Origin of the sequence: Streptomyces sp. RKAG293 (genome assembly GCF_023701745.1) — a bacterium.
GTDB lineage: Bacteria > Actinomycetota > Actinomycetes > Streptomycetales > Streptomycetaceae > Actinacidiphila.
Genome location: NZ_JAJOZB010000001.1, coordinates 5251557 through 5273612, shown reverse-complemented (window position 1 = coordinate 5273612; position 22056 = coordinate 5251557). Strand labels below are relative to the sequence as shown.

The 22056-nt window shown below is 71.0% G+C and carries 21 protein-coding genes; 5 read left to right on the top strand and 16 right to left on the bottom strand.

The annotated features are described in order from the left end of the window. Window positions 1-22 precede the first annotated feature (22 nt). The 7 genes from LNW72_RS23555 to LNW72_RS23525 are packed head-to-tail and all read right to left on the bottom strand — an operon-like array spanning window position 23 to window position 7715. A complete protein-coding gene (locus tag LNW72_RS23555; protein ID WP_250977209.1) occupies window positions 23-2512 on the bottom strand; it encodes an NADH-quinone oxidoreductase subunit G in 2490 nt (829 codons plus the stop codon). Next, window positions 2509-3849: an NADH-quinone oxidoreductase subunit NuoF gene (nuoF, locus tag LNW72_RS23550; protein WP_250977208.1), complete on the bottom strand. Its 1341-nt coding sequence runs from the start codon at window positions 3847-3849 to the stop codon at window positions 2509-2511. Before nuoF ends, LNW72_RS23555 begins: the two co-directional genes overlap by 4 nt. After that, the gene (gene nuoE / locus LNW72_RS23545; protein WP_250977207.1) at window positions 3846-4721 is read right to left on the bottom strand and encodes an NADH-quinone oxidoreductase subunit NuoE; all 876 of its coding nucleotides are present in this window, start codon (window positions 4719-4721) and stop codon (window positions 3846-3848) included. Before nuoE ends, nuoF begins: the two co-directional genes overlap by 4 nt. Further along, a complete protein-coding gene (locus LNW72_RS23540) occupies window positions 4718-6052 on the bottom strand; it encodes an NADH-quinone oxidoreductase subunit D (RefSeq protein WP_138357560.1) in 1335 nt (444 codons plus the stop codon). The genes nuoE and LNW72_RS23540 overlap by 4 nt, the downstream gene beginning before the upstream one ends. Continuing rightward, window positions 6052-6786, bottom strand: a complete 735-nt coding sequence (locus LNW72_RS23535; RefSeq protein WP_138357561.1) for an NADH-quinone oxidoreductase subunit C — start codon at window positions 6784-6786, stop codon at window positions 6052-6054. Before LNW72_RS23535 ends, LNW72_RS23540 begins: the two co-directional genes overlap by 1 nt. Beyond that, the gene (locus tag LNW72_RS23530; protein WP_138357562.1) at window positions 6783-7337 is read right to left on the bottom strand and encodes an NADH-quinone oxidoreductase subunit B family protein; all 555 of its coding nucleotides are present in this window, start codon (window positions 7335-7337) and stop codon (window positions 6783-6785) included. The genes LNW72_RS23535 and LNW72_RS23530 overlap by 4 nt, the downstream gene beginning before the upstream one ends. An 18-nt stretch (window positions 7338-7355) precedes the next feature. Then, window positions 7356-7715 (bottom strand): NADH-quinone oxidoreductase subunit A, encoded by a 360-nt coding sequence (locus LNW72_RS23525; protein ID WP_164296559.1) that lies wholly within the window; start codon window positions 7713-7715, stop codon window positions 7356-7358. Between the two features lie 595 nt (window positions 7716-8310). On the opposite strand from LNW72_RS23525, the gene LNW72_RS23520 reads away from it, so the two are divergent. The 3 genes from LNW72_RS23520 to LNW72_RS23510 all read left to right on the top strand — a co-directional run bounded on the left by LNW72_RS23520 (window position 8311) and on the right by LNW72_RS23510 (window position 11042). Further along, window positions 8311-9195 (top strand): C40 family peptidase, encoded by an 885-nt coding sequence (locus LNW72_RS23520; protein ID WP_250977206.1) that lies wholly within the window; start codon window positions 8311-8313, stop codon window positions 9193-9195. Between the two features lie 308 nt (window positions 9196-9503). Further along, window positions 9504-9812 carry a helix-turn-helix transcriptional regulator gene (locus LNW72_RS23515; RefSeq protein WP_250977205.1) on the top strand — a complete coding sequence of 103 codons (309 nt, stop codon included), beginning with the start codon at window positions 9504-9506 and terminating at the stop codon, window positions 9810-9812. 879 nt (window positions 9813-10691) lie between these two features. Beyond that, window positions 10692-11042 carry a hypothetical protein gene (locus LNW72_RS23510; protein WP_250977204.1) on the top strand — a complete coding sequence of 117 codons (351 nt, stop codon included), beginning with the start codon at window positions 10692-10694 and terminating at the stop codon, window positions 11040-11042. A gap of 39 nt (window positions 11043-11081) precedes the next feature. Here LNW72_RS23510 and LNW72_RS23505 read toward each other — a convergent pair whose 3' ends face one another. Together LNW72_RS23505 and LNW72_RS23500 are read right to left on the bottom strand one after the other, a co-directional pair. Beyond that, window positions 11082-11279 (bottom strand): DUF397 domain-containing protein, encoded by a 198-nt coding sequence (locus tag LNW72_RS23505; protein ID WP_250977203.1) that lies wholly within the window; start codon window positions 11277-11279, stop codon window positions 11082-11084. 11 nt (window positions 11280-11290) lie between these two features. Beyond that, entirely contained in the window at window positions 11291-12181 is an 891-nt protein-coding gene (locus LNW72_RS23500; RefSeq protein WP_250977202.1) for a helix-turn-helix transcriptional regulator, read from the bottom strand. A 222-nt stretch (window positions 12182-12403) separates the two neighbouring features. Here LNW72_RS23500 and LNW72_RS23495 point away from each other — a divergent pair, with 222 nt between their 5' ends. Beyond that, window positions 12404-12835, top strand: coding sequence for an ATP-binding protein (locus tag LNW72_RS23495; RefSeq protein WP_250977201.1), 432 nt, complete (start codon window positions 12404-12406; stop codon window positions 12833-12835). 82 nt (window positions 12836-12917) lie between these two features. After that, the gene (locus LNW72_RS23490; RefSeq protein WP_250977200.1) at window positions 12918-13421 is read left to right on the top strand and encodes a peptidylprolyl isomerase; all 504 of its coding nucleotides are present in this window, start codon (window positions 12918-12920) and stop codon (window positions 13419-13421) included. Window positions 13422-13500: 79 nt separating this feature from the next. On the opposite strand, the gene LNW72_RS23485 is transcribed toward LNW72_RS23490, so the two are convergent. The 7 genes from LNW72_RS23485 to LNW72_RS23455 form a co-directional block, all read right to left on the bottom strand. After that, window positions 13501-14787, bottom strand: coding sequence for a geranylgeranyl reductase family protein (locus tag LNW72_RS23485; protein WP_250977199.1), 1287 nt, complete (start codon window positions 14785-14787; stop codon window positions 13501-13503). A gap of 113 nt (window positions 14788-14900) precedes the next feature. After that, window positions 14901-16901 (bottom strand): MSCRAMM family adhesin SdrC, encoded by a 2001-nt coding sequence (locus LNW72_RS23480; RefSeq protein WP_250977198.1) that lies wholly within the window; start codon window positions 16899-16901, stop codon window positions 14901-14903. Between the two features lie 253 nt (window positions 16902-17154). Next, window positions 17155-17853 (bottom strand): demethylmenaquinone methyltransferase, encoded by a 699-nt coding sequence (locus LNW72_RS23475; protein WP_250977197.1) that lies wholly within the window; start codon window positions 17851-17853, stop codon window positions 17155-17157. Window positions 17854-17980: 127 nt separating this feature from the next. After that, window positions 17981-19240, bottom strand: coding sequence for an ABC transporter permease (locus LNW72_RS23470; protein ID WP_250977196.1), 1260 nt, complete (start codon window positions 19238-19240; stop codon window positions 17981-17983). A 14-nt stretch (window positions 19241-19254) separates the two neighbouring features. Further along, window positions 19255-19962 (bottom strand): ABC transporter ATP-binding protein, encoded by a 708-nt coding sequence (locus tag LNW72_RS23465; protein ID WP_308402012.1) that lies wholly within the window; start codon window positions 19960-19962, stop codon window positions 19255-19257. Next, window positions 19952-21550, bottom strand: coding sequence for a peptidoglycan-binding protein (locus LNW72_RS23460; protein WP_250977195.1), 1599 nt, complete (start codon window positions 21548-21550; stop codon window positions 19952-19954). The genes LNW72_RS23465 and LNW72_RS23460 overlap by 11 nt, the downstream gene beginning before the upstream one ends. Beyond that, entirely contained in the window at window positions 21543-21953 is a 411-nt protein-coding gene (locus tag LNW72_RS23455) for a hypothetical protein (RefSeq protein WP_250977194.1), read from the bottom strand. The genes LNW72_RS23460 and LNW72_RS23455 overlap by 8 nt, the downstream gene beginning before the upstream one ends. Between the last annotated feature and the right edge of the window lie 103 nt (window positions 21954-22056).

Below are 22056 nucleotides of genomic sequence, written 5' to 3'. Positions count from 1 at the left end.
AGATCTTCGGCGGAGAGGTTGTTCACTGGGCCACCTCCGTGGCAGCGGCGCCGACCTTGACGACCTGGCCGGGCAGCGCGCCGGTATCGCTGGCGACGCCCCCGCCCGTGGAGTTCAGCGGCAGCCAGACCACCCGGTCGGGCATCGGAGTGATGCGCAGCGGCAGCCGTACCGAACCTGCGGGTCCGGAGACCTCGGTGAGCGCGCCGTTGGCGAGCCCGGCCTCCGCGGCGGTCGCGGCCGACAGCCGCACCACCGCCTCGTGCCGGGTGCCGGCCAGCGCCTCGTCGCCCTCCTGGAGCTTGCCCTGGTCGAGCAGCAGCCGGTGGCCGGCGAGCACCGCCTCGCCCGCGGCGGGCACGGGCAGCGTCTTCGACGTCTCCAGCGGCTGCGAGGCGTGCGGCCCGTCGTACGGGGCGAGCCGGTTCAGTTCGGTGCGGGCGGCGCGGACGTCGCCCAGTCCGAGGCTGACGCCGAGCGCGTCGGCGAGCATCGTCAGGACCCGGGCGTCCGGCAGCTGGTGCCGGTTGACGACCTGGTCCGGCTTGATGGCCGCGTCGAACAGCCGCGCCCTGCCCTCCCAGTTGAGGAAGGTGCCGGCCTTCTCGGCGACCGCGGCCACCGGCAGGACGACGTCCGCCCGGTCGGTGACCTCGGAGGGCCGCAGTTCCAGGCTGACGACGAAGCCGACCGCGTCCAGCGCGAGCCGGGCGCGGGCCGGGTCCGGCAGGTCCGCGACCTCGACGCCGCCGACGACCAGCGCCGCCAGCTCGCCGTTCGCGGCCGCCTCGACGATCTGGCCGGTGTCCCGCCCGAAGCGGTGCGGGAGTTCGGCCAGGCCCCAGACCCGGGCGACCTCGTCGCGGGCCCGCGGGTCGGTGACCGGCCGGCCACCGGGCAGCAGCCCCGGCAGCGCGCCCGCCTCGACCGCTCCGCGCTCACCCGCGCGGCGCGGGATCCAGGCGAGCTGCGCGCCGCTCGCGGTGGCGAAGCGGATCGCCGCGGTCAGCGCGCCGGGCACGGCGGCCAGCCGTTCGCCGACCAGGATCACCGAACCGTCCGCGCGCAGCGCCTCGGCGGCCTTCTCGCCCGCCTCGTCGAGACCGACACCGCCGGCGAGCGCGTCCAGCCACTCGGGCTCGGTGCCGGGTGCGGCGGGCAGCAGCGTGCCGCCCGCCTTCGTCAGGCCACGGGTCGCGAACGGCGCCAGTGCGAAGGTCCGCTGGCGCCGCTTCTGGTTCGCTTTGCGAAGCCGGAGGAAGATCCCCGGAGCCTCCTCCTCGGCTTCGAGCCCGACGAGCAGGACGGCCGGCGCCTTCTCCAGCGTCGTGTACGTGATGCCGACGCCGTCCAGGTCCCGGCCGCGTCCCGCCACCTGCGAGGCCAGGAAGTCGGCCTCCTCGGCGCTGTGCACGCGGGCCCGGAAGTCGACGTCGTTGGTGTCGAGGGCGACCCGCGCGAACTTGGCGTAGGCGTAGGCGTCCTCGACGGTCAGCCGGCCACCGGCCAGGACCGCGGTGCGGCCGCCGGCCGCCGCGATCCCGGCGGCCGCGGCCGCCAGTGCCTCGGGCCAGCTCGCCGGCTCCAGCTCGCCGGTCTCCTTGTTACGGAGCAGCGGATGCGTGAGGCGGTCGGGCCGCTGTGCGTAACGGAAGCCGAAGCGCCCCTTGTCGCACACCCATTCCTCGTTGACCTCGGGGTCGTCGGCGGCCAGCCGCCGCATGACCTTGCCGCGCCGGTGGTCGGTGCGCGTCGCGCAGCCGCCCGCGCAGTGCTCGCAGACCGACGGCGACGACACCAGGTCGAACGGCCGGGACCGGAAGCGGTACGCCGCCGAGGTCAGCGCGCCCACCGGGCAGATCTGGATGGTGTTGCCGGAGAAGTACGAGGCGAACGGGTCGCCGTCGCCGATCCCGACCTGCTGGAGGGCGCCGCGCTCGATGAGCTCGATGAACGGGTCGCCCGCGATCTGCTCCGAGAACCGGGTGCAGCGCGCGCACAGCACACAGCGTTCCCGGTCCAGCAGCACCTGCGTGGAGATCGGCACCGGCTTCTCGTACGTGCGCTTCTTGCCCTCGAAGCGGGTGTCCGCCTGGCCGGTGCTCATCGCCTGGTTCTGCAGCGGGCACTCGCCGCCCTTGTCGCAGACCGGGCAGTCCAGCGGGTGGTTGATGAGCAGCAGCTCCATCACCCCGCGCTGCGCCTTCTCGGCGACCGGCGAGGTGAGATGGGTCTTGACGACCATGCCGTCGGTGCACGTGATCGTGCAGGACGCCATCGGCTTGCGCTGGCCCTCGACCTCGACGATGCACTGCCGGCAGGCGCCGGCCGGGTCGAGGAGCGGGTGGTCGCAGAACCGCGGGATCTCGATGCCCAGCAGCTCCGCCGCACGGATCACCAGGGTCCCCTTGGGGACCGAGAGCGCGACGCCGTCGATCGTGACGGCGACGAGATCCTCCGGCGGAACCGCCGCCTCTCCCCCTCCGGAGGGGGCAGACGTGGTGACTGTCATGCGTTCACCTCCAGGTGAGACGTTCCGGCGTCGGCCCATACGGTCGAGGCGGCCGGGTCGAAGGGGCAGCCCTTGCGCTCGATGTGCTCCTCGTACTCCTCGCGGAAGTACTTGAGGGAGGAGAAGATCGGGCTGGCGGCGCCGTCGCCGAGCGCACAGAAGGACTTGCCGTTGATGTTGTCGGCGATGTCGTTGAGCTTGTCGAGGTCGGACAGCTTGCCCTTGCCGGCCTCGATGTCGCGCAGCAACTGGACCAGCCAGTACGTGCCCTCACGGCACGGCGTGCACTTGCCGCAGGACTCGTGGGCGTAGAACTCCGTCCAACGCGTCACCGCCCGCACGACGCACGTCGTCTCGTCGAAGCACTGCAGCGCCTTGGTGCCGAGCATGGAGCCGGCGGCGCCCACGCCCTCGTAGTCGAGCGGTACGTCCAGGTGCTCGTCGGTGAACATCGGGGTCGACGAGCCGCCGGGGGTCCAGAACTTCAGCCGGTGGCCCGGCCGGATGCCGCCGCTCATGTCGAGCAGCTGGCGCAGCGTGATGCCGAGCGGGGCCTCGTACTGGCCGGGGCTGACGACGTGCCCGGACAGCGAGTACAGCGTGAAGCCCGGGGACTTCTCGGTGCCCATCGACTTGAACCACTCCTTGCCGCGCTGCATGATCGCGGGCACCGAGGCGATGGACTCGACGTTGTTGACGACGGTCGGGCAGGCGTACAGGCCCTCGACCGCCGGGAACGGCGGGCGCAGCCGGGGCTGGCCGCGGCGTCCTTCGAGCGAGTCCAGCAGCGCCGTCTCCTCGCCGCAGATGTACGCGCCGGCCCCGGCGTGGACGGTCAGCTCCAGATCGAAGCCGCTGCCCTGGATGTTCTTGCCGAGGTAGCCGGCCTCGTACGCCTCGCGCACGGCCTCGTGCAGCCGGCGCAGCACGGGGACGACCTCGCCGCGCAGATAGATGAAGGCGTGGTTGGAGCGGATCGCGTGGCAGGCGATGACCATGCCCTCGATGAGCGAGTGCGGGTTCGCGAACAGCAGCGGGATGTCCTTGCAGGTGCCCGGCTCCGACTCGTCGGCGTTGACGACCAGGTAGTGCGGCTTGCCGTCACCCTGCGGGATGAACTGCCACTTCATACCGGTCGGGAAGCCGGCGCCGCCGCGGCCGCGCAGTCCGGCGTCCTTCACGTACGCGATGACGTCGTCCGGCGGCATGGCGAGGGCCTTGCGCAGGCCCTCGTAGCCCTCGTGACGCCGGTAGGTGTCGAGCGTCCACGACTGCGGGTCGTCCCAGAAGGCCGACAGGACGGGGGTGAGCAGCTTCTCGGGCGACACGGTCATCATTTGCCCTCCTCGCTCTCAGGTCCTGCCGGGTTGGCGGGGTCCGACACGGCGGTCTCCTGCGGTGCGTCGTGCGAGCTGGCGTGCTCGGCGGGGCTGGGCTGCCCGGGGGTGCCCGACGGCGCGGCCGGGGTCTCGCCCTGCGGCGGTACGGACGACCGGCGGGCCGGCTGTCCGGCGCCCGCGGCGGGCAGTTCCTCGCCGCGCGACAGCCGCAGTCCCGCGAGCGAGGCGGGGCCGGCTCCGCCGGTGGCCTCGACGGCGCCGGGGCGCTCGTCGGGGAAGCCGGCGAGGATGCGGGCGGTCTCCTTGTACGTGCAGAGCGGCGCGCCACGGGTCGGCCGCACCTCGCGGCCGGCGATGAGGTCGTCGACCAGCCGCTTGGCGGAGTCCGGCGTCTGGTTGTCGAAGAACTCCCAGTTCACCATCACCACCGGCGCGAAGTCGCAGGCCGCGTTGCACTCGATGTGCTCCAGCGTGACCTTGCCGTCCTCGGTGGTCTCGTCGTTGCCGACCCCGAGGTGCTCCTTCAGCTCGTCGAAGATGGCGTCGCCGCCCATCACCGCGCAGAGCGTGTTGGTGCAGACCCCGACCTGGTAGTCCCCACTGGGCTTGCGCCGGTACATGGAGTAGAAGGTCGCGACCGCGGTGACCTCGGCGGTGGTGAGGTCGAGCTGCTCGGCGCAGAACCGGACGCCGGTGCGGGTGACGTACCCGTCCTCGGACTGCGTCAGGTGCAGCAGCGGCAGGAGCGCGCTGCGGCTGCCGGGATAGCGGGCGATGATCTCCTTCGCGTCCGCCTCCAGCCTGGCGCGTACATCGGCCGGATAGTCGGGCGCGGGCATCTGCGGGATGCCCAAAGACACGTCGGTCATCGGTCGACGCCTCCCATCACGGGGTCGATGGACGCCACGGCCACGATGACGTCGGCGACCTGGCCGCCCTCGCACATCGCCGCCATGGACTGCAGGTTGGTGAAGGACGGGTCGCGGAAGTGGACCCGGAAGGGGCGGGTGCCGCCGTCGCTGACGACATGCACGCCCAGCTCGCCCTTGGGCGACTCCACCGCGGTGTACGCCTGGCCCGGCGGAACCCGGAAGCCCTCGGTCACCAGCTTGAAGTGGTGGATCAGGGACTCCATCGAGGTGCCCATGATCTTCTTGATGTGGTCCAGGGAGTTGCCGAGGCCGTCCGGGCCGAGCGCGAGCTGCGCGGGCCAGGCGATCTTCTTGTCCTCGACCATCACCGGTCCTGGGGCCAGCTTGTCCAGGGCCTGCTCGACGATGCGCAGCGACTGCCGCATCTCCTCCAGGCGGACCAGGAAGCGGCCGTAGGAGTCGGCGGTGTCGGCCGTCGGGATCTCGAAGTCGTAGTTCTCGTAACCGCAGTACGGCTGCGCCTTGCGCAGGTCGTGCGGCAGGCCGGCGGCGCGCAGGATCGGGCCGGTGGCGCCGAGCGCCATGCAGCCGGCCAGGTCCAGGTAGCCGACCTCTTCCATCCGGGCCTTGAAGATCGGGTTGCCGGTGGCGAGCTTGTCGTACTCGGGAAGGTTCTTGCGCATCTTCTTCACGAGCTCGCGGATCTGGTCCACCGCGCCCGGCGGCAGGTCCTGGGCGAGGCCGCCCGGCCGGATGTACGCGTGGTTCATCCGCAGCCCGGTGATGAGCTCGAAGACGTCCAGGATCAGCTCTCGGTCACGGAACCCGTAGATCATGATCGTGGTGGCGCCGAGTTCCATACCGCCGGTGGCGATGCACACCAGGTGCGACGAGAGCCGGTTGAGCTCCATCAGCAGCACGCGGATGACGCTGGCCCGGTCCGGCACCTGCTCGGTGACGCCGAGCAGCTTCTCGACCGCGAGGCAGTACGCCGTCTCGTTGAAGAACGGCGTGAGGTAGTCCATGCGCGTCACGAACGTGGACCCCTGGGTCCACGTCCGGTACTCCATGTTCTTCTCGATGCCGGTGTGCAGGTAGCCGATGCCCGACCGGGCCTCGGTGACCGTCTCGCCGTCGATCTCCAGGATCAGCCGGAGCACACCGTGGGTGGACGGGTGCTGCGGCCCCATGTTGACGATGATGCGCTCGTCGTCGGACCTGCCGACCGTCTCGGCCAGCTCGTCCCAGTCACCGCCGGTGACGGTGAAGACCCGGCCTTCGGTGGTGTCGCGTTCTTCCGCCTGAGCGGGTGCGTGGTGAGTGCTCATCAGGAGTACGACCTCCGCTGGTCGGGAGCCGGGATCTGGGCGCCCTTGTACTCGACGGGGATGCCGCCGAGCGGGTAGTCCTTGCGCTGCGGGTGGCCGGGCCAGTCGTCCGGCATCATGATCCGCGTGAGGGCCGGGTGGCCGTCGAAGACGATGCCGAAGAAGTCGTACGCCTCACGCTCGTGCCAGTCGTTCGTCGGGTACACCGGGACGATCGACGGGATGTGCGGGTCGCTGTCGGGGGCGCTCACCTCCAGCCGGATCAGCCGGTTGTGCGTGATCGAACGCAGGTGGTAGACGGCGTGCAGTTCGCGGCCCTTGTCCTCGGGGTAGTTCACCCCGCTCACGCCCGTACAGAGCTCGAAGCGCAGCGCCGGATCGTCGCGGCAGGTCTTGGCGACCTGCACGAGGTGCTCGCGGGCGATGTGGAAGGTCAGCTCGTCGCGGTCGATGACGGTCCGGTCGATCGCGTTGGAGGGGAGCAGTCCCTGCTCCTCCAGCGCGCCCTCCAGCTCGTCGGCCACCTCGTCGAACCAGCCGCCGTAGGGGCGGTGGGCCGGTCCTGGCAGCCGGACGGTCCTGACGAGGCCGCCGTAGCCGGAGGTGTCGCCACCGTTGTTGGCACCGAACATGCCCTTGCGGTGACCGATGACCTCGCCGGCGTCGTCGCGCTGGCCGGGGAGGTTGTCGGTCTGCAGGTCGCGGTCGGGGTTGGTGCCGTTGGCGTCTGTCACCGCAGCAGCCCCTTCATCTCGATCAGCGGGAGCGCGTTGAGAGCGGCGGACTCCGCTTCGCGGGCCGCCTCCTCACGGTTCACGCCGAGCTTCTCGCCCTGGATCTTCTGGTGGAGCTTGAGGATGGCGTCCATGAGCATCTCGGGCCGGGGCGGACAGCCGGGCAAATAGATATCAACGGGGACAATATGGTCAACACCCTGCACAATGGCGTAATTGTTGAACATTCCACCCGAAGAAGCGCAGACCCCCATGGAGATGACCCACTTGGGATTCGGCATCTGGTCATAGACCTGCCGCAGCACCGGCGCCATCTTCTGGCTGACCCGGCCGGCCACGATCATCAGGTCCGCCTGCCGCGGCGAGCCGCGGAAGACCTCCATACCGAAACGGGCCAGGTCATAGCGCCCGGCCCCGGTCGTCATCATCTCGATGGCACAGCAGGCCAGGCCGAAGGTGGCCGGGAAGACCGACGCCTTACGCACCCAGCCCGCGGCGGACTCCACCGTGGTCAGCAGAAATCCACTCGGCAGTTTTTCTTCGATACCCATGCGTTGGCCCCTTGTCCCCTAGTCCCATTCCAGGCCGCCGCGCCGCCACACGTATGCGTAGGCGACGAAGACGGTGAGCACGAAGAGGAGCATCTCCACGAGCCCGAAAATCCCCAGGGAGTCGAACGTGACGGCCCAGGGATAGAGGAAGACGATCTCGATGTCGAAGACGATGAAGAGCATCGCCGTCAGGTAGTACTTGATGGGGAAGCGCCCGCCGCCGATGGGCTGCGGAGTGGGCTCGATGCCGCACTCATAGGCTTCCAATTTGGCCCGGTTGTACCGTTTTGGTCCGACGATCGAGGCCGTGATCACGGAGAAGATCGCGAAGCCGGCCCCGAGGCCGCCCAACACGAGGATGGGCGCATAGGCGTTCATCGTCCCCCGCTCCTTCCAGTCGCCGATGACTGCGTGGGGGTCCCCCCGCCGGGGGAGGGACCATGCGCTCGGGTCGTGTCCGGCTCACGAAGATCGCGTTCATGTGAAGATCGCGTCTATGTGAGGCAGTTCACAAGCCCAAGCCGCCTGCATCTTATGCCCGGCGGTCTGTGATCTGCGACACGGGGTGGGCCAACGGCTTTGTGATCTCCACCACCTGACGAATGATCATGAAGGCTGATGAGCGGTGATCTTGCACCGCATGCGGCACAAACAATCACTTGACGTCACATTCACTCGCGTTACCCCTGGTCACAGCGACGCGCGCATTATCAAGGCCCCCTCGCGGTAGGCAAATTCGCCCTGGACCGAATGGCGTGATAGCGACGGTCGCCCCCTTAGGGGTGAACGGGACGAAGGTCCCGCTGACGCACGTGAACCGACTCACGAGCGCTCCGCGGCGACTCCGGAACGAGTCGGACATATGGTCCTGGTGAGCAAGATCCAAATAAGGACATTCGACCGTGCACACGACAACTGTGTCGCATCCCACCTTTGTTGAACGGAACCGGCGCATCCTGATAGCCAGGACCACATGTCCCCAAACCTCATCCGGACGACCAAGTCCGAATCGCATATACGCCGCCGACGGCACGCCGCTCCCGGTAACCCGAACTGGGTCCGCCGGGCCGGAATCGTCGGCGGCGTCGTCAGTGCGCTCGCGCTCAGTGGCGCGGCCGCTCCGGCCATGGCCGATCACTCGAACCACACGCCCGCTCCGGTCGGAACCGCGACGACCGCCGAGCAGACGCCCGCACTGAGCACCACCGCCTCCGCCGCGCAGGCAGCCGCAGCCATCGACCAGACGGTCGTCCAGCTGAAGCTGCAGGCCGCCGAGGACAGCGCCGCCGCCGCGGCCAAGAAGGTCGCGGCCGCGACGAAGCAGGCCGAGCTGAAGAAGGCCGCCGACGCCAAGGCTGCCGCCGCCCAGGCCGCTGACGAGCGCGAGGCCGCCTCCCAGGCCGCGTCCCGCTCCTCGGAGCGCACGAAGCTCTCGGTGTCGTCCTCGTCCTCGTCGTCCGGCTCCTCGTCCTCGAAGGTGTCCTCCGCCGCCTCCAAGGCGAGCGGCAGCATCGCGAGCGTCATCAGCTTCCTGCAGGCCCAGGTCGGCAAGCCCTACGTCATGGGCGGCACCGGCCCGACCTCGTACGACTGCTCGGGCCTGGTCCAGGCGGCGTTCAAGACGATCGGCGTGGAACTCCCCCGCACCTCCCAGGAGCAGTCGAACAGCGGCACCCCGGTGTCCATCAGCTCCCTCCAGGTCGGCGACCTGGTCTTCTGGGGCGGCCAGGGCAGCGCGTACCACGTCGGCGTCTACATCGGCGGCGACCAGTACCTCGACGCCGCGAACCCGGAGACGGGCATCGGCGTCCACGACATGAGCTGGTCCACCCCGGACTTCGCCACCCGCGTGGCCTGACGTCCAACCCCCCAGCTCCCCCGCTTCCCCCCACGTAGGGCCGCCGTCCCCCGCTCGGGCCGGCGGCCCTTCCGTATGTACGAGTTTGGGGTTATACGGATTGAGTTGATACGTATTGATGCGAGTCGAAGTGGGATGAGGTGTGTGGGCCGGACCCCCGCAATGGGGAGTGCTGCGGACCGGCCCCGCTGACAGGCGCACAGCTGCCAGGACCCCCGCGCGCACCGGCCTTGAGCTGCACGGGAGCGGACAGTCTGTGACAGCGAGCATCATGGGCCTGTGAACGAGTCGTACGAGCGGGAGGCGTAATGGCAGGCCGGCACACCCGCTGGGTTCCCTCCAGTCTTGACGCGGAGGATCCCGAGCGGATCGCGATCCGAGAGTCCCTGGCGTTCGGCAAAGCGCTCTACGACCGACGCGTGGCCCTCAGCCTCAGCACGGCGGAGCTGGCGGAACGGGCCGGGGTGACACAGGACGCCATCGAGTGCATCGAAGAGGGTGGCACCGAGCCGACGATAATGCTGCTCCGTACGCTGGCCGCTGCATTGGACTCCGACGTTCGCCTCACCCCGGGACACGAACTAGGTTCGCTGTGGTTCGAGGCACACGCCGCGTAACGACCCCTGGGCCGGCGGTGGCTGAGCAGAGATCGCGGAGTGGTTCTTCTGCGGCGCTGCGCACCTTGACCGGGCGGAGGGGGAGGCACGGCGCTGCGCGCCCGCCAGCGCAGCGGTCCGCTGCGCGGCCCGGTGAAGCGGAGGGAGTCCGGTCCGCTGCGCTCCCCGAGCAGGACGGGGGCTCGGATGCGGACGGTGGGGCGGCTCGGCTTCGGGGCGGGGCGCGAGCTCCAGCCCGGGGCGCAGCGGGATGCCGATCGAGACCCGGCTCTCGAACCGCGCCACACCTTCAAAGCGATCAACCTGTGTGGCCGGACCCCCGCCATGTTGAGTTCTGGCCGACCTTAGTGCTCCGCAGCCCCCAAAGGACCGCTCCTCAGGGCCCGGAGGGCATACCCAGTCACACCAGCACCACATCGCGGCGAGGATGGCGGGCCAGAACTCCACCCCTGCACGGGCGCACCATTCGCGGGGCAGCGCTGTGCCGAACAACGACGCCGTCCCGCGATGGGCAGAGCGGGGGCAACCCCGCCAGGCCCACCCCTCGCAGAGCATCGCGAGCTCAACCGCCCGCTACGTGGCAAAGGGCAGCGCAGCGGACTGCCTCGCCGGCGAACACCACCCCCGGGGCCCCAGGGCCCCGCCCCGGCAAGGGGAGCGCAGCGAGCCGCTCTCGCTGGCAGGCGCGCAGCGCCGGGCCTCCCCTCCGCCCGGTCAAGGTGCGCAGCGCCGCAGAAGAGCACTCCGTGATCCCTTGCCTCAGCCACCGCACCGCCCGCAGCGGACCGCCCAACTTGGCACCGCTTGAAACCCAACCACCCGCTCCGCAGCAGATCGCGGGGTGGGAACCGGTGGGGTCGGCCGGTCGTCAAGCAGGGCATGCCTTCTGCTCTCGTGCTCGGTTTCGATCCGCTCGCAGTGCCAGGTATGGACGGGGGTGCCCTGCGCGCCCTCCTGGACAAGGAGCTGGCCCGTTTTGGCGATCACGCCATCGATGCGTCCATGGCGCTCATCGCGCCGGACGCATCCGCCGAGTCCATGGTCGTCGCCGCACTGTCCGAACGCGCCTGGGACGTCGTCGTCATCGGCGGTGGGATCCGCAAGCCCGAGCCCCTGCTGACGTTCTTCGAGCAGGTCGTGAACCTGGTCCGGCTGCACGCGCCCGGAGCCGCGATCGCGTTCAACGCCAGCGGCGGCGACAGCGTCGAGGCGGCCCAGCGGTGGCTGTGACCCCCGGCCCCCGCCCCCCGCCCCCCGGGATTGAGCCGATTACGACGGGCCGGCTTCGCCGGTCTTGATCGCGCGGAGGAACGCCGCCCAGTGGGCGGGGGTGGTGGTGAGGACCTCGCTGGGGCGGTCGCCCTCGCGGAACAGGATGCGGCCGGTGGGGTCCGCCGTCACTTCGAGGCAGCTGTCAGACATTCCCGTGCCACTGAAGCTCGACTTCTGCCATATCCGATCCGTCATCGATCTCCCCTTCACATGCGATAGAGCAGGTGCTGCACCAGCCCCAGGGAGTCCTTCCGCGCGTGGAACTTGGACTCGGGTTCGGGGTCGAGCGGTGGCAGAGCCACCGTACTCAGTTGTTCGAACGCCTCGGTGAACCGGGTCAGGTGTGCAGGATCCCCGAGATAGAGCGGAGCAACGGGATGCTCCAGGTGCACAGTTCCCAACTCGGGAGCGGATGAATCGAACAGAGCGAAGGGGGTTCCGAAGCCCGCCGGGTAGGTCTGGGCGGTGAAGGGCAGGATCTGGATCCCGACATGGGGCAGCCGCGACAGGTCCACGAGGTGCTCGATCTGGCGGCGCATGATCTCGGCGCCGACGAATTGCATGTGCAGCGCAGCCTCATGAATCACCATGTGCAGAACCAGCGGCGTATCGCCCTTGAGGATCTCCTGGCGACGGAGCCGGAAGTCGACGGCCCGGTCGAGCTCATCGGGACTGGCGTCGCGGTTGCCGATCTCGAACAGCGCACGCATGTACTCGGGCGTCTGCAGCAGGCCGTGCACGTACACCCACTCGAAGTTCCGGAGGGCTGTGCTGCTCGCCTCCAATTCGGCCAGATCGAGCACCGAAGCGGAGAGAGAATCCTGGTACTCCGTCCACCATCCCTTGCCTGTCGAGCGCCCCATCGCGACCAGCGCGTCGACCAGCGCCTGACTGTTGCAACCGTAGGCGTGCGCCAGCGCGCGTAGTTTCTCCTCGGGAATGGCGGTTCGGCCCATTTCGATGTGGCTCATGTGGGCGCGCCCCAGCCCGGCGAGGGCTCCGGCGTCGGTGGCGGACATGCCGCTCAGCTCGCGAAGCCTGCGCAGTTCCGCACCCAAGCGGCGTTGCCGTTGCGACGGGTTGGACCTCAGGCCCATCACTACCTCCTCGACGGATCATGGGCAGTCTGCCCGTCGGTCGGGGGCGCGGTCCACTCGTTCGGAGCAGTTCCGGCGATTGGGTTGCAATCGCTACACGTGGGTCTCTACCGTCAAGAATGACCAGCCCACCCCTTGCGAAACGGAAGCACCGCTTCTCCAGGGTGAATTGACCCTGCGTCAATACATTGAGGGCAACCGGACACCCGGAGGCATCACGTCATGCCAGGACCCGACTTTTCCCTAGTCTTCCCGCCCGACCCCGTCTGGGTGCGGTCCGCTCGTGAAGCCGTTCGTGCGCTCCTGCGGAGTGCGCGGCGGGACGATCTCACTGATACGGCGCTGCTGTTGACGTCCGAGGCCGTGACGAACGCGGTCAACGCGTGTCACAGCAGCGGCTGTTCGATACCCGTGACGCTTTCGGCCGAGTGGACCGGGCGCCGCACGGCGACCGACACCGACACCGGCCGCGACGCCTGCGAGACGCTGCGCGTCCTCGTGCACGACTTCGCGCCGGGGCTGCCTGCCGGGCGGGCGGCCGAGGGGGGTGACGAGTCGGGGCGGGGGCTGGCGCTCATCGGGGACTGTGCCACCGACTGGGGGGTGCGGCCGACCGACGCGGGGCCGGGGAAGTCCGTCTGGTTCGAGCTGTGAAAGGCCAGGTCAGAGCAGTTGTGACGCGTGCCGGACCCCCAGGAATCGGCCCATAGGGGCTCGGGGTGTCAGGATGGGGGGCATGACGATCAGCGTGTACTTCGACATCACCATCGATGACGCCCCCGCCGGGCGCATCACCTTCAACCTCTACGACGACGTGGCCCCCAAGACCGTGGAGAACTTCCGCGCGCTCGCCACCGGCGAGCAGGGCTTCGGCTACGAGGGGTCCTCGTTCCACCGCGTCATCCCGGGCTTCATGCTCCAGGGCGGCGACTTCACCCGCGGTGACGGCACCGGCGGCAAGAGCATCTACGGCGCGAAGTTCGCGGACGAGAACTTCACCCGCAAGCACACCAAGCCGGGCCTGCTGTCGATGGCGAACGCCGGGCCGAACACCAACGGCTCGCAGTTCTTCATCACCACCGTGGCGACGCCGCACCTCGACGGCAAGCACGTCGTCTTCGGCGAGGTCGCCGACCAGGCCAGCCAGGACCTGGTCACGAAGATCGAGGGCTACGGCTCCCGGAGCGGCAAGACCTCCGCGAAGGTCACCATCTCCGGTTCCGGAGTCGTCGGCGCCTGACCAGGCATGACGGACGCGCCGGGAGGGCGGGGAACCGCCTCCCGGCGCGCGTCGGCACCCACCTGCCAGGAGCCTCGCCTCAGGAGTTCGGGGCGACCTTGCTCAGGCCGTTGATGATGCGGTCCATCGCGTCGCCGCCGGTCGGGTCCGTGAGGTTGGCGAGCATCTTGAGGGTGAAGCGCATCAGGACCGGGTGGGTGAGACCGCGCTCGGTGATGACCTTCATGACCCGCGGGTTGCCGATGAGCTTCACGAAGGCGCGGCCCAGCGTGTAGTAACCGCCGTACGTCTCCTTGAGGATGCGCGGGTAGTTGTGCAGCGCCAGTTCGCGCTGGGCGGGGGTCTGGCGGGCGTGGGCCTGGACGATGACGTCGGCGGCGATCTGACCGGATTCCATCGCATAGGCGATGCCCTCGCCGTTGAACGGGTTGACGAGGCCGCCGGCGTCGCCGACGAGCAGCAGGCCCTTGGTGTAGTGCGGCTGGCGGTTGAAGGCCATCGGGAGGGCGGCGCCGCGGATGGGGCCGACCTGGTTCTCCTCGGTGTAGCCCCAGTCGGCGGGCATGGAGGCGCACCACGTCTTGAGGACCTCGCGCCAGTCCAGCTCCCGGAAGGCCTTCGACGAGTTGAGGATGCCGAGGCCGACGTTGCTCGTGCCGTCGCCCATGCCGAAGATCCAGCCGTAGCCGGGCAGCAGCCGGTCCTCGGTGCCGCGCTTGTCCCAGAGTTCCAGCCAGGATTCGAGGTAGTCGTCGTCGTGGCGGGGCGAGGTGAAGTACGTGCGGACCGCGACGCCCATCGGGCGGTCCTCGCGGCGGTGCAGGCCCATGTGCAGGGACAGCCGCGTCGAGTTGCCGTCGGCGGCCACGACCAGCGGGGCGTGGAAGGTGACCGGGGTCTTCTCCTCGCCGAGCTTGGCCTCGACGCCGATGATGTGGCCGGTGCGCTCGTCACGGATCGGGGCGCCGACGTTGCAGCGCTCGTGCAGCCGGGCGCCGGCCTTCTGGGCCTGGCGGGCGAGCAGCTCGTCGAAGTCCTCGCGCTTGCGGACGAGTCCGTAGTCCGGGTACGAGGCGAGGTCCGGCCAGTCGAGCTGGAGGCGGACGCCGCCGCCGATGATGCGCAGCCCCTTGTTGCGGAGCCAGCCGGCCTCTTCGGAGATGTCGATGCCCATGCCGACGAGCTGCTTGGTGGCGCGCGGGGTCAGCCCGTCGCCGCAGACCTTCTCGCGCGGGAACGCGGTCTTCTCCAGGAGGAGGACGTCGAGTCCCGCCTTGGCCAGGTAGTACGCGGTCGTCGAACCGGCGGGCCCGGCGCCGACGACGATCACATCGGCGCTGTTCTCGGACAGGGCGGTGTCGGTCACGGTGGGCTCTCCGGTCTCGGCGAGGGGTCTTGGCTCCTACCGAGTCTATGAGGCCGCCGCCCGGGTGCGGGCGGCGGCTCTCGGTGCGGGACGCTCCGAGCTCCCCGGGTTCCTCAGACGGCGCTGCTCGGGAGGCCGGCCGGGGAGTCCGACGGGCTGCCGAACGGATCGTCGGTCGGGGTCTCGGACGGGGTGTCGGAGGGGCTGTCGGAGGGGCTCGGCTCGTCGGACGTGCTGTCGGACGGGCTCGGCTCGTCGGACGGGCTGTCGTCGCCTGGGGACGGGGACTCGGCGCACAACTCCGTGCTGTCCCCGGAGGAGGCGGGCGCGGACGGGCAGGAGGACGGAGTCGCCGGCTTGTCGTCGTTCCGGTTGAACATGATCACGCCCGCGGTGGCCACGCCCCCGATCGCGAACGCGCCCAGCATGATCAGCCCGACCACGAGCAGCCGGTTGCGGGGCGCCCGGCCCGGCTTCCCGGCCGGGGCGTTGAGGTTCAGCAGCAGCTCGGGTTCCGTGAAACCGCCGGCCGACGGCGCGTCGTACGGCTGCCCGCCGTACGACGGGAGGTCCTGCGCCGGCACGTCCTGCGCCGGCACGAACCCCGGCTGTGAGGGCTGCGAAGGTTGCAAAGGCTGTGAGGGCTGCCCGTAGCCCGGCGGGTAGGCGGGCGGGTATCCGGGCGTGCCGCCCGGACCTCCCGCGCGCACCCGCAGGATGAACGTCACGGCGAGCACCCCGCCGAAGGCCCACAGCAGCCCGAAGAGCAGCGCTTCCGGAACGCTGGAGGCGGCCTCCACCGTCGCGGACCTGGTGCCCTCCGCGTACGTGCCCTTCGTGCCGCCGATCGCGATCAGCAGGACGAAGAGCCCCGCGTAGAAGCCGGCCGCCAGCCACTGCTCGCGCCGGTCGGCGCAGCGGCGGACGGCCACCACGCCGAGGATCAGCGCGCAGACCACACCGGCGGCGAGGGCGCCGGGAACGGCCCAGCCGTCACCGAACTTCCCCAGGTCGGAGAGGCCGAGCCGCTCGCTTTCGTAGCCGGATCCCGACCGGGTCGCTTCGACCGGCACTCCCCAGGCGAGGCCCAGGGCCGAGAGCCCCGCGTTCACGATCAGCAACGAGATGCCCATCCAGGACCCGTTGTCCATCTCGTCGGAGTGATCGGCCACGACGATCAGGACGATGAGCGCGCACCCGCCCACCCCGATGCCGAGCGCCAGGATCGCGGCCCGCAGGGCGCGGGTCGCGGCGGCCAGTCCCGGGCTGGTCGACAGGTGTCCGTCCAGCCGGTCGCGGCACAGCACGAACAGGCCCACCAGCAGGCTGAGCACGAAGGTCCACAGGAGCACGGTGAACGGGCCGGACGTGATGTCGATCCGGTCCCCGGACTCCCCGTCCGTCACCGTGAGACTCGGCTGGGCGACGAGCGCCAGGACGAGTGCGGCGGCCGTGCACACCGCCGCCACCCGGATCGCCGCCTCGGCGCCGGTCTGCGTGCGGCGCAGGTGGCGCAGGGCCAGGACGAGGGCGAGGGCCCACAGGATGGTGACCACCAGCGGCACGATCGACAGGGTGAAGGTGTCCTGGGTCGACGAGCGCAGGAAGGGGGCGGCGGTGCTGCCGTCGTAGTCGTCGGAGGACGAACCGCCGTCGCCCGGCGTGATCTTGGCGCCGAAGATGCCGCCGACGCCCTGGAGGACCATCGCGAGGTAGCCGCGCAGCCGGTCGCCGTAGCCGAGGTCGGCCTCGTCGGTCTGCCGGTTGGACTGCGTCGCCAGCAGTGCGGCCAACGCCAGCAGCACGGCGGTGGGCCACAGGCCCGCCTTGAGCGGTCCCGTCCAGTCGCCGGAGAAGGTGCGGCGCAGGAACAGGGCGATGGGCGAGGGCCCCTGCGGCACGGGGGCGTACGCGGTAGGGGCGTACGCGGTCGGGGCGTACGGCGGTGGCGCGTAGGCGGGCGGGGCGTAAACGGGCGGCCCGGACGCGGGCGGACCGTAGGGCGGCCCGCCGTACGTGGGCGGTGCGGTCGGCGGGGCCGGCGGCTGACCCGGAACGGGCGGCTGTCCCGGAACCGGCGGCTGTCCCGGGACGGGCGGCGCCTGGCCGCTCACCGGCGATTCCTGCCCCTCGGGCGGCGGCTCCTGCCCCTCGGCCGGCGGCCGCCCCGGTATCGGGGGCGCCCCCAGTTCACGGCCGCATCTCATGCAGAAACGTGCATCGTCCGACGACGCGTTGCCGCAGGCGGGGCAGAACGGCATGGGGCACTCCGGGTGTCGGGATCGTGTGTCGGGGAACGGCCGTCGGGGAACGGCCGTCCTCGTTCAGACCCCGGAGTTTATTGTCACCGACCTCACAACTGCCCGGTTATTGACCGATCTTCGCTGCCCTGTGCAGCGCGACGACACCGCCGGTGAGGTTGCGCCAGGCGACCTTGGCCCAGCCGGCCTCCTGCAGCCGGGAGGCGAGCGCGGCCTGGTCGGGCCAGGCGCGGATGGACTCGGCGAGATAGACGTACGCGTCCGGGTTGCTGCTCACCGCGGTCGCGACCGGCGGCAGGGCCCGCATCAGGTACTCGGTGTAGACGGTGCGGAACGGCTTGAACGTCGGGCTGCTGAATTCGCAGATCACGACGCGGCCGCCCGGCTTGGTGACGCGCAGCATCTCGCGCAGCCCGGCGTCCGTGTCGTGCACGTTGCGGAGCGCGAAGGAGATGGTGACCGCGTCGAAGACTCCGTCGGCGAACGGCAGCCTGGTCGCGTCGCCCGCCGTGAGCGGCAGGGTCGGGTGGCGCTTCTTGCCCTCGCGCAGCATGCCGACGGAGAAGTCGCACGGGACGACCTGGGCGCCCGCCGCGACGAAGGGCAGCGAGGAGGTGCCGGTCCCGGCACCGAGGTCGAGGACGCGCTCGCCGGGCCGGACGTCGAGGGCCTGCGCGACGGCCTTGCGCCACAGCCGGGCCTGGCCGAGTGACAGCACGTCGTTCGTCAGGTCGTACTTGGCGGCTACGTCGTCGAACATCGCGGCGACTTCGTGCGGCTGCTTTTCCAGGGAGGCTCGGGTCACGGGCCCATTCTCCACCCCGCGCCCGCCACTCCGGCCCGGGGTCGCCTGCGGACCGTCGTTTCCCCGCCGGATCAGCCGACGATTCCCCGCCGGTTCCCCGACGGTTCCCCGACGGATCAGCCGACGATCAGCGGCGGAGCGCCTCCGCCGGCTGGATGCGCGACGCCCGCAGGGCCGGGTAGAGGCCGGCGAGCAGCCCCGTGAGCAGCCCGATCACCGGGGCGGACGCGATCGTCAGCGGATGGACGACCGGCGTCCAGTCCCGTACGAGGGCGACGATCACGACCGTGAGGCCGCCGAGGCTGGTGCCCACCAGCCCGCCCAGCGCCCCCAGGGCGCCGGACTCGGCCAGGAACTGGGCGGTGATGTGCCGGCCCCGCGCGCCCAGGGCGCGGCGCAGCCCGATCTCGGCGGTGCGTTCCAGGACCGCGACCAGGGTCGTGTTGGCGATGCCGACGGCGCCGATGACCAGGCAGATCGCCGCGAGGAGGAGGAACAGCTGGTTGAGGTCGCCGGTGACGGTGCCGCGCAGCGTACGGGGGTCGGGCGGCGGGACGGCCTTCAGGTATTCGGGGTGGTCGGGGCGGAGCGCGGTGGGGGCCTCATGGGCGATCTGTCCGGCGGCGCCGACCCTGGTGGCGATCAGCATCCTGGCGTCGCCGCCCCTCGGCGGCCCCCAGACCCGCTCGGCGGTGGTGCGCGGCACGATCACCGACAGCAGGAAGTCCGCCTTGCGGCGGGTGTCGTCGATGATCCCGACCACGGTGAACGGCTGATCGCCGATGAAGACCGCCGGATACGTCTCCAGGGTGGTGATGCCGAGGCGGGCGGCGATGCCCGAGCCGATCACGGCGACCGGCTGCGCGCTCCGCGACAGGTAGCCGTCGTAGAGCCTGCCCTGCGCGAGGTGCGGGTCCGCCGCGAGGAGAGCGCCGGGTGACGCGGCGACGATGCCGATCTCCTCGCCGCCGGAGTCGGCGCCCACCGGCGAGGAGCGGACGGTGGAGCTGCCGGCCGGGTGCACCGTCCAGTACACGCCGGCGTGCTCCACGCCGCCGAGCCGGCCGACGCGTTCGTCGGCGTCGGCCGGGAAGGCGGGCCCGGCGAACGCGTTCTGCTGGACGCTGGTGTCCTCGACCGTCACCTCGGTCGCGGTGAGCAGGTCGAAGCGGGAGTCGATCTGCGAGGACGTGGTGGCCGTCAGCCCGAGGATCGCCACGAACGTGCCGACGCCGAGGACGGTGCCGAGCGCGGTGAGCGCGGAGCGGCCGGGGCGCTGCAGCATCCCGGCGAGCGACTCGGAGAACAGCTCGCGCAGCGGGAGGACGGACGGCTCGACGGGACGCCGCGCGCCCTTCCCGCCGGCCCCGCGCCACCGGAACCCCATGCCGGACCGGAACCTCACACCGTGGCCCGTTCGGTCAGCACGCCGTCGCGGATCGAGACGGTGCGCGCGCCGCGGGCCGCGACCAGCGGGTCGTGGGTGATGACGACGATCGTCATGCCGTCGGCGTGCAACTCGTCGAGCAGGCCCAGGATCGCGCCCGCGGTGGCGGTGTCGAGGTTGCCGGTCGGCTCGTCGCAGAGCAGCAGCGACGGCCGGGAGACCAGGGCGCGCGCGATGGCCACCCGCTGCTGCTCGCCGCCGGACAGCCGGGTGGGCGCGGCGTCCAGCCGGTGGCCGAGACCCACCCTGGCCAGCGCCTCGCGGGCCCGCTCGTGGGACGCGGCGCGCGGCACGGCGCCGTACAGCAGGGCGAGCCGGACGTTCTCCACGGCGCTGCGGTACGGCAGGAGGTGGAAGGACTGGAAGACGAAGCCGATGCGCCGGCCGCGCAGCGCGGTGCGGTCGGCGTCCTTGAGCGCGCCGGTGTCGATGCCGTCGAGCAGGTAGCTGCCGGAGGTGGGCACGTCCAGCAGGCCCACGATGTTCAGGAAGGTGGACTTGCCGGAGCCGGACGGGCCGACGACGGTCACGAACTCGCCCGCTCCCACCGTCAGATCGCAGGCGGTGAGCGCGGCGACCGGCGGCGGGCCGGGATAGGTGAGCCCCGCCTGACGCAGTTCGATGACCGCGGGGGCCTCGACCGCGGGGAGGTCAGCGACCACTGGACGCGTCCTTGGAGCCGGAGGCGTCCTTGGAGCCGGACGCTTCCTTGGACGGGCTTCCGGGGGAGGTGTCCCTGACCCCGGTGACGACCCGGTCGCCTTCCGCGAGCACGCCGTTCCCCAGCGGGACGACCTCCACGAAACCGTCCCCGGTGGTGCCCGGTCTGACCTCCACCCGGCGCTGCGCGCCTCCCTTCGCGACGACCGTGACGACCGTGACGACCGTGCGGCCGTCCGCGCCCGCCGAGATCGCGGTGACGGGGACGACGAGCGCGACCCCGTCCGTGGAGGCCGCCTCCACGGTCAGGCGGACGTCCTGACCCGCGAGTTGTGGATCCAGCGGGAGGTCGGGGCGGACCACCATCGGATATCCGCGCGGCCCGGCGGCCCCGCCCTGGTCCCGGTCCTGGCTCTGCCCCTGATTCTGTCCCTGGTCCTGGTCCTGCTGCTCCTCCGACGGCTGCCCCTGCGCCTGCCCGCCGTCGACGGACGTGGCGACCGAGGCCACCGTCGCCGCCGCGGTCACCCCGCTGACCTCCGACAGGATCTGGACCCGCTGCCCCGGCCGTACCAGGCCCTTCTGGTACTCCTGCAGCGTGCCCCGCACCACCAGCGCGCCGGCCGAGACGGTCATGACCGCGGCTCCCGACACCTTCGATCCCACGTGCGCGGGTATGGAGTCCACCCGGGCCGGAAAGCCGTCCAGGTAGACCACTTCGGCGGCCGGCAGCATCGGCCCGCCGGTGGCGAGGACCGCGGCGAGGTCCGTCCGCGCGCTGCCGAGATCCTCCCGGGCCCGCTGCACGGCGCGCTTCGCGGCCTTGCTGGTGGCGGGTTTCCCGGCCGGCGGATTGCCGGCCGGCGGATTGCCGGTCGTGGGGCCGCCGGTGCCGGGCTTCCCTGTCGGGGACAGGAACGGCTCGTTCGCCGCGTCCATCTCGTCCTGTGCGTCCTGCGCGTCCTGGAGGGCGCGTTCGGCCGCGGTCACCGCGTCCCGGGCCGCCTTCAGCGCCTCGCCGCCGTCCGCGTGGGCCGGCAGCGGGTCGTAGCCGATCGAGGCGTAGAACCCCGTCAGCGCCGCCTTCGTCCCGGGCCCGAAGGTCCCGGGCGGGTCGTCGCCCGACCGGTGGCCCAGTTCGCCGAGCGAGCGCTGCAGTTGGGCGACGTCGTCACCGGTCGCGCCGGGCTTCAGGTCCCGGTACACCGGCAGCGCGCCGCGCAGCGCGAACACCGGCCGCCCGGACACCTCCAGCAGCACCTTGCCGTCGGTCACCGTCGCGCGGGGGGCCACCAGCAGCTTCGTCACGACCGGTGTGGCGGCGCCCTCCCCCGCCGTGACGGAGGGCGAGACGTCCACCGACTGGCCGGCCCGCACCGTGCCGCGCAGGATCACCGAGTCCTTGAGGACCCGGCGCTCCACCGGCGCGGTCAGCAGGTCGGGAGCCGGCGCCGCACGCTCCGCTGCGGCCTGGGCGGGCGACTTGATGACCAGCGACGCCCCGGCGGCCGAGCCCGACAGCGCCAGCGCGCCCACCGCGACGGCGATCACCCAGATCCGGCGCCGTGCGAGGACCGGTGCGTCAGCCACCCTGGATCCCGTCGCCGCCGGACTTCGCCTGGCAGGTCTGCCAGATGGCGGCGGTGGACGGATCCTGCTTCAGGCGCTTCCCCAGCTCGGCCGGGTACTGGAACTCACCGGTCGCCGGGCTGGGGTCGGGATAGTCCGTGATCCCGTGCTCACGCATGCACTTCGTCTCCTGCCGCATCGCTTCCAGGAACGCCGCGGGGACCGGGTCGACCGTCGTGGTGTTGTTCTTGACCTGCTCGCTCCCGCCGGAGTTCCCTGGCGTCCCGGGCCCGGAGTCCACGGAACAGCCACCGGCGCCCAGCGCCGCGGCCAGCAGCGCGGGCAGCAGCAGCGGGATCGGGCGGTGGAGGGTGCGAGGGGTTCGGAACGGGGTACGGGACGGGGTCCGGTCTGCGCTGTGCACGATCGATCAGCGTAGCCGCGGTCGAACAGCCGCTCTACTGTCCCAAAGGACAGTAGATACAGCGACATTCCCTCTGGTCGCATAGTGCGCCGCCGTCGCGGCT

Coding starts and splice junctions, on each gene's coding strand:
- LNW72_RS23510 (WP_250977204.1), top strand. CDS start 10,692: ATGCCTTCTGCTCTCGTGCTCGGTTTCGATCCGCTCGCAGTGCCAGGT.
- nuoE (WP_250977207.1), bottom strand. CDS start 4,721: ATGACCGACGTGTCTTTGGGCATCCCGCAGATGCCCGCGCCCGACTAT.
- LNW72_RS23530 (WP_138357562.1), bottom strand. CDS start 7,337: ATGGGTATCGAAGAAAAACTGCCGAGTGGATTTCTGCTGACCACGGTG.
- LNW72_RS23555 (WP_250977209.1), bottom strand. CDS start 2,512: ATGACAGTCACCACGTCTGCCCCCTCCGGAGGGGGAGAGGCGGCGGTT.
- LNW72_RS23540 (WP_138357560.1), bottom strand. CDS start 6,052: ATGAGCACTCACCACGCACCCGCTCAGGCGGAAGAACGCGACACCACC.
- LNW72_RS23495 (WP_250977201.1), top strand. CDS start 12,404: ATGCCAGGACCCGACTTTTCCCTAGTCTTCCCGCCCGACCCCGTCTGG.
- LNW72_RS23490 (WP_250977200.1), top strand. CDS start 12,918: ATGACGATCAGCGTGTACTTCGACATCACCATCGATGACGCCCCCGCC.
- LNW72_RS23515 (WP_250977205.1), top strand. CDS start 9,504: ATGGCAGGCCGGCACACCCGCTGGGTTCCCTCCAGTCTTGACGCGGAG.
- LNW72_RS23520 (WP_250977206.1), top strand. CDS start 8,311: ATGTCCCCAAACCTCATCCGGACGACCAAGTCCGAATCGCATATACGC.
- nuoF (WP_250977208.1), bottom strand. CDS start 3,849: ATGATGACCGTGTCGCCCGAGAAGCTGCTCACCCCCGTCCTGTCGGCC.
- LNW72_RS23470 (WP_250977196.1), bottom strand. CDS start 19,240: ATGGGGTTCCGGTGGCGCGGGGCCGGCGGGAAGGGCGCGCGGCGTCCC.
- LNW72_RS23525 (WP_164296559.1), bottom strand. CDS start 7,715: ATGAACGCCTATGCGCCCATCCTCGTGTTGGGCGGCCTCGGGGCCGGC.
- LNW72_RS23505 (WP_250977203.1), bottom strand. CDS start 11,279: ATGACGGATCGGATATGGCAGAAGTCGAGCTTCAGTGGCACGGGAATG.
- LNW72_RS23500 (WP_250977202.1), bottom strand. CDS start 12,181: ATGGGCCTGAGGTCCAACCCGTCGCAACGGCAACGCCGCTTGGGTGCG.